This is a genomic window from Herbaspirillum sp. SJZ099 (genome assembly GCF_007828355.1).
Taxonomy (GTDB): Bacteria; Pseudomonadota; Gammaproteobacteria; order Burkholderiales; family Burkholderiaceae_D; genus Herbaspirillum.
In genome coordinates, this window is record NZ_VIUO01000001.1 from 265,760 (window position 1) to 280,084 (window position 14,325).

Here is a 14,325-nt window from a genome sequence, read left to right on the forward strand (position 1 = left end):
GCCTCTTACAGACAGACAAGAAGGGGAATCACTGCCATGACACACTTCGATCTTGCTTCAGACGCACGCTTCGCCGTCGCTTCTTCCACTCCCTCGTCGTTTACCCTGCGTCTCGGTCGCCGCGAAATCTTCGCCTGCCGCGACACTTACGTACGACGCTACCGCGTCAACCCCGTCATCGAATGCAGCGCCGGCATCGAGCCCGGCCACGTTGAAATCCTGTTGTTCCGCCGCTGGTTGCTGGTGCTGTCCAAGGCGCGCGGCTGATGCGTCGCGCGCTCGACTGGCTGGTGATGGACGGCGGCGGCCATGCTGTGACTGCTGCCGCCATCGCCGCCATTACTGTCAATGCCGCTGTCGGCCAGGCAGCCAGCCGTTCAGGCGCTGGTGTCGGCCGCAAACGTGACCAGGTGCCTGACATCCAGCCGGATGCCGATCCATTCGCCGATGTCATGATCATGGTGCGAGGGAACCAGCGACAGTAGCTGCTGGCCGTTCTCCAGTTCCAGCGTGTAGAGAAACTCCGCGCCGCGAAACGATTTGCGCAATACCTTTGCCTTGAAGGGCGAGGCGTCGTCGTGCATCACATCGTCGGCGCGCAGCAGTACGTCGACCACTGCCGGGCTCGCGCCGGGCGGGGTTGGCGCTACCTCATCCTGGCGAGATTGCCGCGGCTGGTGATCCAGGTACTCCGGATCACCGTGGTCATCCAGGGCCTCTCCGCTCATCGTCATTGAACGCAGCCGTCCGGCTGCGGTTTCCACTTCGAAAACGCCATCTTCCCGCGGTCGCTGCAGGCGGCCTTGCATCAGCACGCCGTGGCCGATGAAGTCGGCCACGAAGCGCGTCGCGGGGCGGTGGTAGAGCGAATAGGGCGTGTTCCATTGCTCCAGGCGGGCCTGGTTCATGACGCCGACTACGTCGCCCACGGCGAAGGCTTCCATCTGGTCATGCGTGACCATCAGGGCGGTGGTGTGCGTGCGCTTGAGGATGTCGCGCACGTCATGCGCCAGCCTTTCCCGCAATTCCACATCCAGGCTGGAGAAGGGTTCGTCCAGCAACAGCAGGCGCGGTTGCGGCGCCAGCGCACGGGCCAGGGCGATGCGCTGCTGCTGGCCGCCGGAGAGCTGGTGCGGGAATTTGCTGTGGGCGTCCGGCAGGCCGACCAGCATCAGCATCTGGTCGACGACCTCGGCGCGCTGCGCGCGCGCCATGCCGCGCAGGCCGAAGCCGACGTTGGCGGCGATGTCCAGGTGCGGGAACAGGGCGAAGTCCTGGAATACCATGCCGATGCGGCGCTCCTCGGCCGGTACGCGCGCGCCGTGGCCGTCGAGTAGGCGACCGTCCAGCAGGATGCTGCCCGATTGCGCCTGTTCCAGGCCTGCGATGGCGCGCAGCAGGCTGGTCTTGCCGCTGCCGGAGGGGCCGAGCAGCACGCCCAGCTGGCCCGGCTGCAGCTGCAGCGAGACGGCGTCGACCGCCGGCGTCGGGGTGCGCGGATAACGGATGCTGACCTGATCGACTTCGAGAAACATGGGGTACTCGCTTAAATGGTTACAATTCGCATTTGTTGCAGTGTAGCGTATGCGCCGGAGCAAAATCCTCCCGCGCCATGCCGCAATGCATCGTTTGCGGTATTTCCATTTTGTTGTTGTCGTCCTTCTGATTCTTTTTAGTCCATGCCCATCATCGGTTTGCTCGCAGTCCTGATCGCTTTGCCCATCCTCGGTATCCTCGGCGCCTGGCTCGGCCTGGATGCGGCCGGGGTCGACAGCTTGCGCCGGCAACTGCAGACCGTGCTGCCCGGCTACCTGGTCACTTCGGGATGGCTGGCGCTGACGGTGACGCTGGGCGTGGCGCTGGTGGGCGGGGCGGCTGCCGTGGCGATCAGCCTGTTCGAATTCCGCGGCAAGCGTTTCTTCTCCTGGGCGCTGCTGTTGCCGATGGCCATGCCGGCGTATGTCTGCGCCTATGCCTATACCGATTTCCTGCAATACGCGGGCGTGGTGCAAAGCACGCTGCGCGGCTGGTTCCCGGGCTTTCGCTTCGATGTGCGCGGTTTGCCCGGCGCCATTTTCCTGTTCGTTTTCACGCTCTATCCCTATGCCTACCTGCTGGCCCGCAATGCCTTGTCCGAACGCGGCACGCATCTGATGGAGGCCGCGCGCATGCTGGGCACGCCGCTGCGCGAACGCATCGTGCGCGTGGCGCTGCCGCTGGCGCGCCCGGCGCTGATGGCCGGCGCCGCGCTGGCGCTGATGGAGACGCTGGCCGATTACGGCGTCTCCGCCTACTTCGGCCTGACGACGTTTACCACCGGCATCTACAAGGCCTGGATGGTGCTGGACGACCGCATCGCCGCCGCCCAGTACGCGTCGGCGCTGCTGCTGTTCGTGGCGATCTTGTTGTGGCTGGAGCGGCGCGAGCAGCAGCGCATGCGTTTTGCGAGCGTACGCGGCCATCGCGGCCATGATGGCGGCGCCGAAGCGCGCTTGCCGGTGCTGGGCGGCGGCAGGGCGCTGCTGGCTTGGCTGGTGTGCGGCTTGCCGGTGTTGCTCGGGTTCGTGCTGCCGGTGCTGATCCTGCTGCGATTGTGGTGGGGCGAACTCGGGCACACGGCGCAGACCGGCTTCGAGGGCGGTTCGGCATCGCTGTTCAGTTTTTCGCGCTATGCCGGCTGGGTGTGGAACAGCTTCCGCTTCGGCGGCGTGGCGGCGCTGGTGGCCATCGTGCTGGCGCTGTCGCTGTGCTTCGCGCTGCGCGCCGGCGGCCTGTCGCGCGTGTCGGGATGGCTGTTGCGCGGGGTGGCGCGGCTGGCATCGATGGGTTATGCGATTCCAGGCTCGGTGATCGCGGTGGGCATCCTGCTGCCGGTGGCCTGGTTGCAGGTGGTGTGGCCGGCGGCCGGCCTGGGCGTTTTGCTCACGGCCACCTCGCTGGGTGTGATCTACGCATATCTGGTACGCTTCACTGCGGTCGCGGTGCAGTCGGTGGAAGCCGGCTACACGCGCATCCCGGCCAGCGTGGATGAGGCGGCGCGCACCTTGGGCAGCGGCCGCGGCGCCATCGCCTGGCGCCTGCACGCGCCGCTGTTGTGGCGCTCGCTGGCGACGGCGGGGCTGATGGTGTTCGTCGATGTGGTCAAGGAGTTGCCGGCGACCTTGTTGCTGCGGCCTTTCGATACCGATACCCTGGCCGTCATCGCCCACAACCTGGCGCGCGATGAGCGGCTGGGCGAAGCGGCGCTGCCGGCATTGTCCATCGTGGCGGTCGGGCTGGTGCCGGTGCTGGTGGTGATGCGCGCGCTGGATGCGCGCCGGAACTGATCCCTTGCACTTAAGGCTACGCTGAACAAGTCCCCGTGGCGCGCCGCCCGCATCATCACAGGCAGCCAATACAACTAGCAAGCCATGCGAATGGAGAAACGATGAGCCAATACGATTACGACCTGTTTACCATCGGCGGCGGTTCCGGCGGCGTGCGCGCCGCGCGCTTCGCCGGGCAAGCGGGGGCCAGGGTAGGCCTGGCCGAGAGCGGCGACCTGGGCGGCACCTGCGTCAATGTCGGCTGCATCCCCAAGAAGCTGATGTCCTATAGCGCGCATTACCACAGCGATTTCAGCGATGCGGCCGGCTATGGCTGGCGCCTGGATGCGCAGCCCGGCTTCGACTGGAATACGCTGATCGCCAACAAGGACCGCGAGATCGCGCACCTGAACGATATCTACAAGCGCCTGCTGGACGGCGCCAACGTGGCGCTGCACCGCGGCTTCGCCACCGTCGAGGATGCGCACACGGTCAGCGTCGATGGCCGGCGTTTCACCGCCAGGCATATCCTGGTGGCCACCGGCGGCCATCCCGAACGTCCGGATATCCCGGGCAAGGAGCTTGGCATCACCTCCGACGATTTCTTCCATCTGACGGCCTTGCCCAAGCGGGCAGTGGTGCTGGGCGGCGGTTACATCGCGGTGGAGTTGGCCTCCATCCTCAACGGCCTGGGCAGCGAGGTTACGCTGGTCTACCGCGGCGAGCGCCTGTTGCGAACGATGGATGCCGACCTCGGCGCATTCCTGGCCGACGAGATGGCCAAGAAGGGCATCCGGCTGGTGTTCAAGGCCAATATCGAGGCGGTGGAGGCGGTCGATGCAGCGCAGGCCGGCGAGCATGCGGCCAAGACCGTGCGCCTGTCCAATGGCGAGGCGCTGCAGGCCGAGTGCGTCTTGTTCGCCACCGGCCGCAGGCCCACCACATCGAGGCTGGGCCTGGAGAAGGCCGGCGTGGCGCTGGAAAAGAATGGCGCCATCAAGGTCAACGGGAATTTTGAAAGCAGCGTGCCCTCGATCCTCGCCGTGGGCGACGTGATCGACCGCGTGGCGCTGACGCCGGTGGCGCTGGCCGAGGCGATGGCGGTGGTGTCGCGTCTGTTCGGCAATGGCGAGCGGATGATGTCCTACCAGAACATCCCGACCGCGGTGTTCAGCCATCCCAATATCGGCACCGTCGGCTTGAGCGAGGAACAGGCGCGCAAGGAAGTGGGCGAAGTGAAGATCTTCAAGACCGAGTTCAAGCCGCTGAAACATACCCTCTCGCGCAATACCGAACGTACCTTCATGAAACTGGTGGTGGATGCCGGCAGCGACCGCGTACTGGGCGTGCACATGGTCGGCGGCGAAGCCGGCGAGATCGTCCAGGGGTTTGCCGTGGCCTTGCAATGCGGCGCCACCAAGGCGCAGTTCGACATGACGATCGGCATTCATCCGACGTCTGCGGAGGAATTCGTGACCATGCGTACGCCGGTCGCATAGGCGCTGGATAAAGCCGGTTGCGCGGCGCCATGCACGACGGGGATGACGATGTCATCCCCGTCGTTCGTTGCAGCGTTCAGGCAGAGGGCCTATGGGGCGTCAGCGCCATAGCGCGTAACCGATGCGGAATTGCGGATGCTCCTTCTGGTTATAGGTCAGCAGGCTTTCCCCGTAGCCGTAGAAATAGCTCGCCACCAGGAAGCCGGCGGTACCCGGGATCAGGCGCGACAAGGGATAGGAGATCTGGGTATCGGCGCTGCCATGGTTGCCGCGCTGTCCCTTGCGCAGGGTGGTGGCGAATTTCCAGCCGTCCGGCTTGCCGTAGGCCAGCTTCAGGTCGACATGGCCGCGATAGTCGCCGAGGTCGGGATTGTCGCTGGTCGGGCCGAGGCTGGCGTAGGCCTTGGGGGAAACCGTCAGATGGTAGTCGTTGAGGTTCCCGAAGCTGAAGGTGGGCTGGATGAAGTAGGTGTTCACGCTGCGCGACTCCACGCCGTCGCGGCCGTTGGATTCGTGTTCCAGGCCTGTGGCCAGGGCGACGCGGCTGACGAAGCCGTTGCCAAGGCCGGTGTCGGGCAGGTAGTAGAACAGGCTGGGGCGATAGTTGGTGTCGCGAAATGGCGCCGACGGCGCGGACAGATCCCACAGCGAGAATTGCGTGTAGCCGAAATAGAGATTGTCGAGCAGGCCGCGCGAGCGCGGGTCCTCCGGCATGAACAGGCGGAACTTGAAGCTCAATTGGAACTTGGCGCTGGCGTTGTCGCCGCTGTTGCCGGCCACGAAATAGATCGGTTCGTTGAACGACAGGCGGGTACTGTTCAGGAGGTCCAGGGCCGCCGGCGCGCCGGCCGGGTTATCGGCGCCCGGCATTGGCGCGGCATCGGCCAGCGCCGGGACGGGCGCCAGCGGGGGCTGTCCGGGCGCGGGGCGGATCACCATGACCAGCGCCGGCGAGGCATCGATGCCGATGGGTTCGATGCGCACCATGCCCCGCAAACGTTCCGGCAGCATGCCGCGATAACGGATCTTGCGGAACTCCCCTTTCTTGAGCGTGAGACTGGTCTGTCCGGCGCTGCTGTCATTACTGTTATTGCTGGCCTCACGTGCCAACGGGATCTGCATCGGTGCAATCATGTCCGCCGAGGCCGACACCATGATGGTTCCCGGCACCTGATAGGTGTGTTCGTCCTCATCGTCCTGGCTGACCAGCAGCGTCAACTCCAGCGGCTTGCTGGCGTCCACCTGTTTGGGCGGCTGCACCATGGCAATGCCGGCGTGTGCCGTGCCGGGAAGAAAAGCCGGCAGTGGGCAGGCGCACAATAGCCAGGCGAAGGAAAACGGAAGCGTGAATCGGGGCGGTTGTCTGAACGGAAGGGGACGAAGCATGTTGTCCTTGGTAAAGTTTATCTCGATGCCGGCCGTTAAAAAAAGAGGAAAGCTCGCGGGAGTCCCGCCGAGGCTGAAGAATCGATGAGATCCTTGATCCTTGTAAAGACCCTGTTGGTCGTCGACTGATCGACCATACACAATAAAGTTGTCGCATTTGCACAAAAAACGCCTTGTTGGCAAGGTCCGGATTGTGGAAATTGCTAAAATAGCAATTTGACGAGGGGTATTTCCTGATTGTGGCAGAATGACGCGCCTTATAAGCTCCCCCGTCGTACTTGTCCGGATTTGTTTTGATGCAGGCGGTTTTTCCCCGTCGGGATGGGAAAGCTGAACGCCAACTGCTGCGGAAGATCCGCCAGCGGTGACGTCGTTATCCCGAAAACCAGACGTTCTGATACGCATCGCCTACTGCCATGTTAAGCGCATCCTACGACAGCCTTTTGGTTGCCGTTTCGTTGTTCGTTGCCATCCTCGCCTCCTATACGGCGCTGGATATGGCCGAACGCATCAATACCACCAACAACCAGCATGCCATGGCCGCGCGCATGTGGCTGGCCGGCGGCGCCGTGGCGATGGGCATCGGCATCTGGTCGATGCATTTTATCGGCATGCTGGCTTTCCGCTTGCCGATCCTGCTGGGCTACGATCTCTGGATCACCATGCTGTCGCTGGCGATCGCCATTGCCGTGTCCGGCTATGCGCTGTGGATCGCCACGCGGCCGCAGCTGCCGTGGCGCCGGCTGTTCAGCAGCGCGCTGTTGATGGGCATCGGCATCGCCGGCATGCATTACACCGGCATGGCGGCCATGCGCATGAGTCCCGGCATCGAATACGACCCGCTCTTGTTTGCCGCATCCGTGGCTATCGCAATCGCGGCGTCGGCCGCAGCGTTGTGGATCGCCTTTCGCCTGCGCCGCAATAATCCGCATGTGAAAGCCGCCCGCGCTGCCGCCTCGGTCGTGATGGGCATTGCCATCGTCGGCATGCATTACACCGGCATGGCGGCCGCCAATTTTCCTGAGGGTTCGATCTGCATGGCTGCCCGCGAAGGCGTCAGCCCCGGCTGGCTGGCGATCCTGATCATCGTGGTCACGCTGGCCGTGTTGACCATCGCATTGCTGACGTCGGTGCTGGATGCCCGCCTTGAGTCGCGCACCGCCAAGCTGGCCAGCTCACTGGCCGAAGCCAACGAGGAACTGACCCAGATGGTGCTGCACGACCACCTGACCAAGTTGCCCAACCGCACGCTGCTGGAAGATCGCCTGACCCAGGCCATCAACAAGGCTTCGCGCAGCCAGGGCCACTTTGCGCTGATGTTCATGGACCTGGATGGCTTCAAGACCATCAACGACTCGCTCGGCCACCATATCGGCGACCGCTTGCTGGTCGAGGTGGCGCAGCGCCTGAACAACGCCATGCGCGCGCACGACACGGTGGCGCGCTTGGGCGGCGACGAGTTCGTGATCCTGGTGGAACTGAATCAGCCGGACGATGCCATGCCGGTCGCGGAGAAGCTGGTCGAGGTCGTCAACCAGCCCTTTACCGTGGAAAAGCACGAGCTACGCGTCTCGGCCAGTATCGGCATCGCCATCTATCCGGACGACGGCGACACGCGCCATGACCTGGTGATCAATGCCGATGCCGCCATGTACCACACCAAGCGCAGCGGCCGCAACGGCTACAACTTCTTCGAGCCGTCGATGAACGCCAACGCGCACAACCAGTTGCAATGGCTGCAGGACTTGCGTGTGGCGCTGGAGCGCAAGCAGTTCCGCCTGGTGTACCAGCCCAAGTTCAGGTCGCCCGCCGGCCCCGTGATCGGCGCCGAGGCGCTCTTGCGCTGGCAGCATCCGGTGCATGGCATGGTTGGCCCGGACGACTTCATCGCGCTGGCCGAACGCTCCGGCCTGATCATTCCGATCGGCGCCTGGGTGCTCGACGAGGCCTGTCGCCAGATGCGCGAATGGCGCACGCTGGGTTACCGGGACTGGAAGATCGCGGTCAACCTGTCGGCGCTGCAATTCAACGATCCGCAGTTGCTCGACGTGGTGCAGGCGATGCTGGACAAGCACCGGCTGCCGCCGCATTGCCTCACGCTCGAAGTGACCGAATCGACGGCCATGCATGACACCGCATCCAGCATGCAGACGCTGCAGAAGATCGCCGACCTGGGCGTGGATATTTCCATCGACGATTTCGGCACCGGCTATTCCAGCCTGTTGTACCTCAAGCGCTTGCCGGCCAATGAACTCAAGATCGACCGCGGTTTCGTCCGCGACCTGTCGGCCGGCACCGAGGATGCGGCCATCGTCTCGGCCATCGTGGCATTGGGGCGCACGCTCAACTTGCGCATCGTGGCCGAAGGGGTGGAAACCGAAGTGCAGCAGGCGTTTCTTGCCTCGGTCGGCTGCGATGCGCTGCAGGGCTACCTGATGGGACGTCCGGTGCCGCCGGAACAGTTCCTGCAGGCAATCGAGCCGCAACAGACGGGCATGCGCCAGGCCTGACGGCGCTCCCAGGCGCATTCCATCATATCTGCCAACAACGCCTGCTCCGCGCTTGCCGCACATCGTGCCCGGCCCGCGGCGGCATAAAACCCGTCAGATGACCTTGCCCGGATTCATCAGGTGATGCGGATCCAGCGCGGTTTTGATGGCGCGCATCAGTTTCAGTTCGACCGGCGACTTGTAGCGCCTGATCTCTTCGCGCTTGAGCGCGCCCAGCCCGTGTTCGGCCGAGATGGAGCCGCCGAAACGCTCGACGCTGTCATGCACCGCCAGGTTGATGGCCTGCTGCTGGCCGATGAAGTCGGTATCGGCCACGCCGGGCGGCGGCGAGACGTTGTAGTGCAGGTTGCCGTCGCCGAGATGGCCGAAGGTCACCATGCGGCAAGCGGGCGAGACCTGCTGCACCAGCTGGTCGGTGACTTCGATGAACTCGGCGATGCGCGAGATCGGCACCGAGATGTCGTGCTTGATGTTCTTGCCTTCATGGGCCTGGGCCATCGAAATATTCTCGCGCAGTTGCCATAGCGCTTTCGATTGCGTGATCGACGAGGCAATGACGGCGTCGTCGATCAATTCCTGTTCCAGCGCATCGCCGATGACTGCCTCGAACATGGCGCGGGCATGTTCTTCCGATTCGCTGTCCGACAATTCCAGCAGCACGTATTGGGCGTGGCGCTGTGCGAAGGGCAGGCGCTGTTCGGGGAAGTGCTTGCACACCAGCTGCAGGCAAAAGTCCGACATCAGCTCGAAGCCGGTCAGCGCCGGGCCGCAACGCGATTGCGCCAGGTCCAGCAATCGCAGCGCCTGCGCCGGCGTCTTCAGCGCGGCCAGCGCGGTGACTTGCGCGCGCGGCTGCGGGAACAGCTTGAGCACCGCGGCCGTGATCACGCCCAAGGTGCCCTCGGCGCCGATGAACAGGTCGCGCAGGTCGTAGCCGGTATTGTCCTTGCGCAGGCCGCGCAGGCTGCTCATCACCTCGCCTTGCGCCGTGACCACTTCCAGCCCGAGGCACAGCTCGCGGGTATTGCCATAGCGCAGCACGCCGGTGCCGCCGGCATTGGTGGAGAGGTTGCCGCCGATGGTGCAGCTGCCTTCGGCGGCCAGCGACAGCGGGAACAGCCGTCCGGCGGCGGCCGCTTCCTGCTGGATGTGCTGCAGGATGCAGCCGGCTTCGACCGTCATGGTGTTGTTGGCCGGATCGACGGCGCGCACGCGGTTCAGGCGTCTGGTCGAGAGCACGGCGGCGTTGCCTTGCCGGTCGGGCACGCTGCCCAGCACCAGGCCGGTGTTGCCGCCTTGCGGCACCAGCGGTACCCGATGCCGGTCGCACAGCTTGACGATGGCGGCCACCTCGGCGGTGTCTGCCGGGCGCAGCACCGCCACTGCACGGCCGGTGAAGCGGCCGCGCTGGTCGGTCAGGTAGCCGGCGGTGTCGTGGGGTTCGGTGAGGACATGCGCCGTGCCGATGGCGGCGCGGCAGGCTTGCAGGAATGCATTCATGGCGCGATGCGGGCGCATGCCCGCCTGTATGGATGACGCCAGCGCCGTGGCTTGGCGCTGGCGGGCATGGTGTGAAGAGGCGGCTAAGAGGGCGCTTATTGCGAAGCCTTCTGGATCGCCTGGCGGGCGATTTCCCGGGCGGCTTTCTTGAACGGATGCAGGTAGAGCAGGGCGCACAGGAAGTAGACGCAGGACAGCGCGACTTCGGCCCAGCCCAGCAGCACCGACGTGTGCGAGGCATCGCTGGTGGCGCGCACCAGGCCTTCGGCCAGGTAGGCCAGGATCAGCATCGACGACCATTGCATGGTGTAGACGTCGCGTTTCAATACGCCGCGCAGCGGCAGCAGCAAGGGGATCACCTTGAGCACCATCCAGGAGCCGCCCGGACGCAGCGGCGCCAGCACCAGCTCCCACGCCACGCACAACAGGATCAGGGAAATCAGGCTGACGATGGCGCCAGCATGGAAATAGCGTGCGTAGTGTGCCTGAGAGCTGCTCATGATGGTCTCCGTAATTGTTTGGCGGTTTCTGCCAGCCGTTTGCCCAATGCGATTGCCAGGGCGCGCGAGTCGTCCGACAGCGGCTGGTTGCCGTTGACGCCCGCCCAGTGGCTGGCGCCGTAAGGGGTGCCGCCGCTGTTGGTATTCATCAGTTCAGGATGCGTATAGGGCAGGCCGACGATCAGCATGCCATGGTGCAGCAAGGGAATCATCATCGACAGCAGGGTGGACTCTTGGCCGCCGTGCATGCTGCCGGTGGAGGTGAACACGCCGGCCGGCTTGCCCGACAGCGCGCCGGAGAGCCACTGCGGCGCGGTGCCGTCCCAGAAATATTTCATCGCCGCGGCCATGTTGCCAAAGCGCGTGGGCGAACCCAGCGCCAGGCCGTCGCATTGTTCCAGGTCGGCGACTTCTACATAAGGGGCGCCGCTGGCGGGCACATCCGGTTCCACCGCTTCGGCCACCGTCGATACCGCCGGCACCGTGCGCAGGCGGGCATCGCAGCCCGGTACGCTTTCCACGCCCTGGGCGATCAGTTCGGCCAGTTTGCGGGTGGCGCCATGGCGCGAGTAGTACAGCACCAGGATGGTGGCGTTGACGTTGGCGGAGGGGGAAGGGGAATGGGCGGTGTTCATGCAACTTATTATATTTCCGTTTTTTTCGCTTGCCATCCGTAAAGAGTGAGTGATGTTGCGGTGCGCGAGCGTCTATTTTGCGTCGATTGTCCGCGGCAACCCTCATTGCCGATGGTTTGGCTGGCGATCGGTCGATGGATGAGCCTTTTGGTGAAAACTTTTCTCCAAAAGCGCGGGGAATGAAGAAATATTGGGGATAATCCAGTTTTCAGTTCCGCCGGGCCCGGTTCGGGCGTCCCCGATGCGGCGCCAGGCATGGCCGATGAGAATCGATGGCGCTCCGGCCGGGAGGAACCAGTGGGCATGCGCGGAGGTCTCCTTGCGCTCCTTGCATTTGAAGTGAACCGATCCGATGTCTTCTTTTCGTTTTTCCCTGTCACATATGCGTGGTCTGACCCGTCAGCAGTTGCGCGATCTGTTCCGCTTCGCCGCGAGCCGGCTGGGCGAGGATCGCTTGCCGCAAGTGGCAGGCAGCCTGACCTTCACCACCATCCTCTCGCTGGTGCCGATGCTGACGATCGCATTGGCGCTGTTTACCGCCTTTCCGCTGTTCTCCACCTTCCGCGCTTCGCTGGAGGCGTATTTCGTCGAGAACCTGATGCCCAAGGGCGTGGCCAACACCATCCTGGGCTACCTCAACCAGTTCGCCTCGAAGTCGGCGCGCCTGTCGGCCTTGGGCGCGGTGGCGCTGATCCTGACGTCGGTGATGACCATGTCGACCATCGAGAGCGTGTTCAACCAGATCTGGCGCGTCAAGAAATCGCGCCCGCTGGTGCAGCGCGTGCTGGTGTACTGGGCCATCATCACATTGGGGCCGTTGCTGATCGGGGTGTCGATCAGCGTGACCTCGTTTCTGTCCACGGCCACCGGCGGCGCGGTCAAGAGCCTGCCCTGGCTGGGCGCAAGCTTCTACACGCTGGTGTCGCTGATGCTCTCGACCGTAGCGTATACCCTGCTCTACAGCACGGTGCCCAACCGGACCGTGGACTGGCGCGATGCGCTGGCCGGCGGCTTGCTGGCGGCGGTCGGGGTGGAAATCGCCAAGCGGCTGTTCGCGGTCTATATCCTCAAGTTCCCGACCTATACGATGGTGTACGGCGCGGTGGCCGTGCTGCCGATTTTCCTGCTGTGGATCTACATGATGTGGATGATCACGCTGCTGGGCGCGCTGCTGACGGCGGCGTTGCCGGTGGTGCGCTACGAACGCTGGTGGCATGTGTCGTCGCCGGGGGCGGAGTTCATCGATGCGGTCAGGATCCTCAAGTTCCTGCACGCCGCGCGCGCAGGCGAAGAGACCGCGGTGGTCGACATGGGGGAGGTCAGGCGCGTCACCAGGCTTGGCCTGGGCGAATTGCACGACCTGCTGCGCAAGATGGAGGAAGCCGGCTGGGTCGCCTCGATCCGGCCGGACACCTCCCGCAAGGCATCATGGAACAAGCGCATCGTCGATGGCATGGACCGCTGGGCCCTGGTCGCCAATCCGTGCACGCTGACGCTGGCGCAGGTCTATCGCCTGTTCGTATTCGACGCCTCGGTGCTGATCCAGGCGGATGAGGAAGGCGCATTGGCCGCGCGCGTGGAAACGGCGATCGAAGCCGAGCTCGCGCAGTCGCTGGACGAATATTGCAGTGCGCCGGAAACGGCGCAGCAAAAGGTCATGGACACGGCCGTCGCCAGCGCCGCGCCGGCCCCTTATGCCACGGTGCCGCTGGAAGAGCGGCGCAAGATGTGGGAACGCTAGCGCCGGGCCGGCGCCGCGGTGCTCAGAAGAGGTTCTCAGAAGGAAACCTGTCCGGTCAGCATTTGCCAGTACATGGTCCAGTCGCCGAGGAACGAGTACAACGGATGGCGAAAAGTGGCCGGCTGGTTTTTCTCGACCATGAAATGGCCGATCCAGGCAAAGCCGTAGCCGCAGGCGACGGCGACCGGCAGCCACCACCATTGGTGGGTGATCAGCAACAGCATCAGGCTCAGCAAGGCCAGCGTCGAGCCGAGGAAGTGCAGTTGGCGATTGACCCGATGCGAGTGTTCGCTCAGGTATGTCGGATAGAAGTCGTTGAAGCTGGCATATTCCCGGTCGGGCAGCGCGGTGGACACATCGATCTCCCAGAGTCCTGATGCTTTCAGCTTAGCCAGCGCGTGTCGGATATTCAATGAAATAGTTGCAAAGCAGCGTGATTGCCGGTTGCCGAAACCGCGCCCTTGCCCGTACCATGGTGCTTGCGCCGAAGGGGCGCATGTCCATGCGCATGTTGCCTGCGTGAATTGGATTTTTCAGGCACCATCGGCTACAGTCAAAACAGCACAATATAAATTTAGGATGACATCATGAAAGTCTCTGAAATCCTCAAGGTCAAAGGCAACATTCTGTTCACCGTCACGCCCGAAACCCCGATTCAGGAGGCGGTCGCCGCGATGGCGGAGAAAGACATCGGTTCCCTGGTGGTGATGGAGTACGGCGACCTGGTCGGCATGTTGACCTTCCGCGAGGTATTGATGACGCTGCACAAGAGCGGCGGCGCGCTGGGTTCGTCGACCGTGCGCAAGCACATGAACGATGCGCCCATTACCGTCACCCCCGACACCGACCTCAACGAAGTGCGCCGCATCATGCTGGAAAAGCACGCGCGCTACGTGCCGGTGATGGAGGCGCGCACCGTGCTGGGCGTGATGTCCTTCTACGACGTGGCCAAGGCGGTGCTGGATGCGCAAGGCTTCGAGAACAAGATGCTCAAGGCCTACATCCGCGACTGGCCGGCCGAGCACGAAGAGAACAACACCTGAGCCAGGTCCGGCACAGCCCGGCCTGGATGGCGGCGCCGTTATACTGGGCCGGCCTGGCGGCAGGGACGATGGAGGCGGCGGAATCCGGCCGGCATATGTTGCCGGCCCGGCCTCGTCAGGCCATATAGTCAGGCCATATATCAAGACCGTTCCCCGGGGAGCGGTTTTTTATTGTCCGTTGCGTTTCGTTATTGTTTGAAGTTTTG

General features: G+C 64.0%; 12 protein-coding genes. 6 read left to right on the forward strand and 6 right to left on the reverse strand.

Annotated elements, in window-relative coordinates:
• Window positions 1–36: 36 nt before the first annotated feature.
• Window positions 37–267 carry a hypothetical protein gene (locus tag FB597_RS01140; RefSeq protein WP_141912915.1) on the forward strand — a complete coding sequence of 77 codons (231 nt, stop codon included), beginning with the start codon at window positions 37–39 and terminating at the stop codon, window positions 265–267.
• A gap of 110 nt (window positions 268–377) precedes the next feature.
• Here the strand turns inward: FB597_RS01140 and FB597_RS01145 are convergent, their stop codons facing one another.
• Complete coding sequence (locus FB597_RS01145; RefSeq protein ID WP_141912917.1) at window positions 378–1,535, reverse strand: ABC transporter ATP-binding protein; 1,158 nt, start codon at window positions 1,533–1,535, stop codon at window positions 378–380.
• Window positions 1,536–1,679: 144 nt separating this feature from the next.
• On the opposite strand from FB597_RS01145, the gene FB597_RS01150 reads away from it, so the two are divergent.
• Entirely contained in the window at window positions 1,680–3,326 is a 1,647-nt protein-coding gene (locus FB597_RS01150; protein ID WP_141912920.1) for an iron ABC transporter permease, read from the forward strand.
• A gap of 101 nt (window positions 3,327–3,427) precedes the next feature.
• A complete protein-coding gene (gene gorA, locus FB597_RS01155; protein WP_141912923.1) occupies window positions 3,428–4,804 on the forward strand; it encodes a glutathione-disulfide reductase in 1,377 nt (458 codons plus the stop codon).
• Between the two features lie 99 nt (window positions 4,805–4,903).
• Here the strand turns inward: gorA and FB597_RS01160 are convergent, their stop codons facing one another.
• A complete protein-coding gene (locus FB597_RS01160; protein WP_370454620.1) occupies window positions 4,904–6,067 on the reverse strand; it encodes a phospholipase A in 1,164 nt (387 codons plus the stop codon).
• Between the two features lie 539 nt (window positions 6,068–6,606).
• On the opposite strand from FB597_RS01160, the gene FB597_RS01165 reads away from it, so the two are divergent.
• Window positions 6,607–8,700, forward strand: coding sequence for a bifunctional diguanylate cyclase/phosphodiesterase (locus tag FB597_RS01165; RefSeq protein ID WP_141912927.1), 2,094 nt, complete (start codon window positions 6,607–6,609; stop codon window positions 8,698–8,700).
• 93 nt (window positions 8,701–8,793) lie between these two features.
• Here the strand turns inward: FB597_RS01165 and FB597_RS01170 are convergent, their stop codons facing one another.
• The 3 genes from FB597_RS01170 to wrbA all read right to left on the reverse strand — a co-directional run bounded on the left by FB597_RS01170 (window position 8,794) and on the right by wrbA (window position 11,335).
• Window positions 8,794–10,200 carry an FAD-binding oxidoreductase gene (locus FB597_RS01170; protein ID WP_141912930.1) on the reverse strand — a complete coding sequence of 469 codons (1,407 nt, stop codon included), beginning with the start codon at window positions 10,198–10,200 and terminating at the stop codon, window positions 8,794–8,796.
• 95 nt (window positions 10,201–10,295) lie between these two features.
• Window positions 10,296–10,700: a DUF2069 domain-containing protein gene (locus FB597_RS01175; RefSeq protein WP_141912932.1), complete on the reverse strand. Its 405-nt coding sequence runs from the start codon at window positions 10,698–10,700 to the stop codon at window positions 10,296–10,298.
• The gene (gene wrbA / locus FB597_RS01180) at window positions 10,697–11,335 is read right to left on the reverse strand and encodes an NAD(P)H:quinone oxidoreductase (RefSeq protein WP_141912935.1); all 639 of its coding nucleotides are present in this window, start codon (window positions 11,333–11,335) and stop codon (window positions 10,697–10,699) included. The genes FB597_RS01175 and wrbA overlap by 4 nt, the downstream gene beginning before the upstream one ends.
• A gap of 382 nt (window positions 11,336–11,717) precedes the next feature.
• On the opposite strand from wrbA, the gene FB597_RS01185 reads away from it, so the two are divergent.
• Window positions 11,718–13,076 carry a YihY family inner membrane protein gene (locus FB597_RS01185; protein ID WP_255463965.1) on the forward strand — a complete coding sequence of 453 codons (1,359 nt, stop codon included), beginning with the start codon at window positions 11,718–11,720 and terminating at the stop codon, window positions 13,074–13,076.
• A gap of 35 nt (window positions 13,077–13,111) precedes the next feature.
• Here FB597_RS01185 and FB597_RS01190 read toward each other — a convergent pair whose 3' ends face one another.
• Window positions 13,112–13,432: a DUF962 domain-containing protein gene (locus tag FB597_RS01190; RefSeq protein ID WP_141912940.1), complete on the reverse strand. Its 321-nt coding sequence runs from the start codon at window positions 13,430–13,432 to the stop codon at window positions 13,112–13,114.
• Window positions 13,433–13,663: 231 nt separating this feature from the next.
• Between FB597_RS01190 and FB597_RS01195 the strand changes: the two genes are divergently transcribed.
• Window positions 13,664–14,119, forward strand: a complete 456-nt coding sequence (locus FB597_RS01195; protein WP_141912943.1) for a CBS domain-containing protein — start codon at window positions 13,664–13,666, stop codon at window positions 14,117–14,119.
• The last annotated feature ends 206 nt before the right edge of the window (window positions 14,120–14,325 follow it).

What these genes read in the sequence shown, in the direction of transcription:
- FB597_RS01140 (WP_141912915.1), top strand. Translation starts at nt 37, where the DNA reads ATGACACACTTCGATCTTGCTTCAGACGCACGCTTCGCCGTCGCTTCT.
- FB597_RS01195 (WP_141912943.1), top strand. Translation starts at nt 13,664, where the DNA reads ATGAAAGTCTCTGAAATCCTCAAGGTCAAAGGCAACATTCTGTTCACC.
- FB597_RS01165 (WP_141912927.1), top strand. Translation starts at nt 6,607, where the DNA reads ATGTTAAGCGCATCCTACGACAGCCTTTTGGTTGCCGTTTCGTTGTTC.
- FB597_RS01175 (WP_141912932.1), bottom strand. Translation starts at nt 10,700, where the DNA reads ATGAGCAGCTCTCAGGCACACTACGCACGCTATTTCCATGCTGGCGCC.
- gorA (WP_141912923.1), top strand. Translation starts at nt 3,428, where the DNA reads ATGAGCCAATACGATTACGACCTGTTTACCATCGGCGGCGGTTCCGGC.
- FB597_RS01185 (WP_255463965.1), top strand. Translation starts at nt 11,718, where the DNA reads ATGCGTGGTCTGACCCGTCAGCAGTTGCGCGATCTGTTCCGCTTCGCC.
- FB597_RS01145 (WP_141912917.1), bottom strand. Translation starts at nt 1,535, where the DNA reads ATGTTTCTCGAAGTCGATCAGGTCAGCATCCGTTATCCGCGCACCCCG.
- FB597_RS01160 (WP_370454620.1), bottom strand. Translation starts at nt 6,067, where the DNA reads ATGGTGCAGCCGCCCAAACAGGTGGACGCCAGCAAGCCGCTGGAGTTG.
- wrbA (WP_141912935.1), bottom strand. Translation starts at nt 11,335, where the DNA reads ATGAACACCGCCCATTCCCCTTCCCCCTCCGCCAACGTCAACGCCACC.
- FB597_RS01170 (WP_141912930.1), bottom strand. Translation starts at nt 10,200, where the DNA reads ATGAATGCATTCCTGCAAGCCTGCCGCGCCGCCATCGGCACGGCGCAT.
- FB597_RS01150 (WP_141912920.1), top strand. Translation starts at nt 1,680, where the DNA reads ATGCCCATCATCGGTTTGCTCGCAGTCCTGATCGCTTTGCCCATCCTC.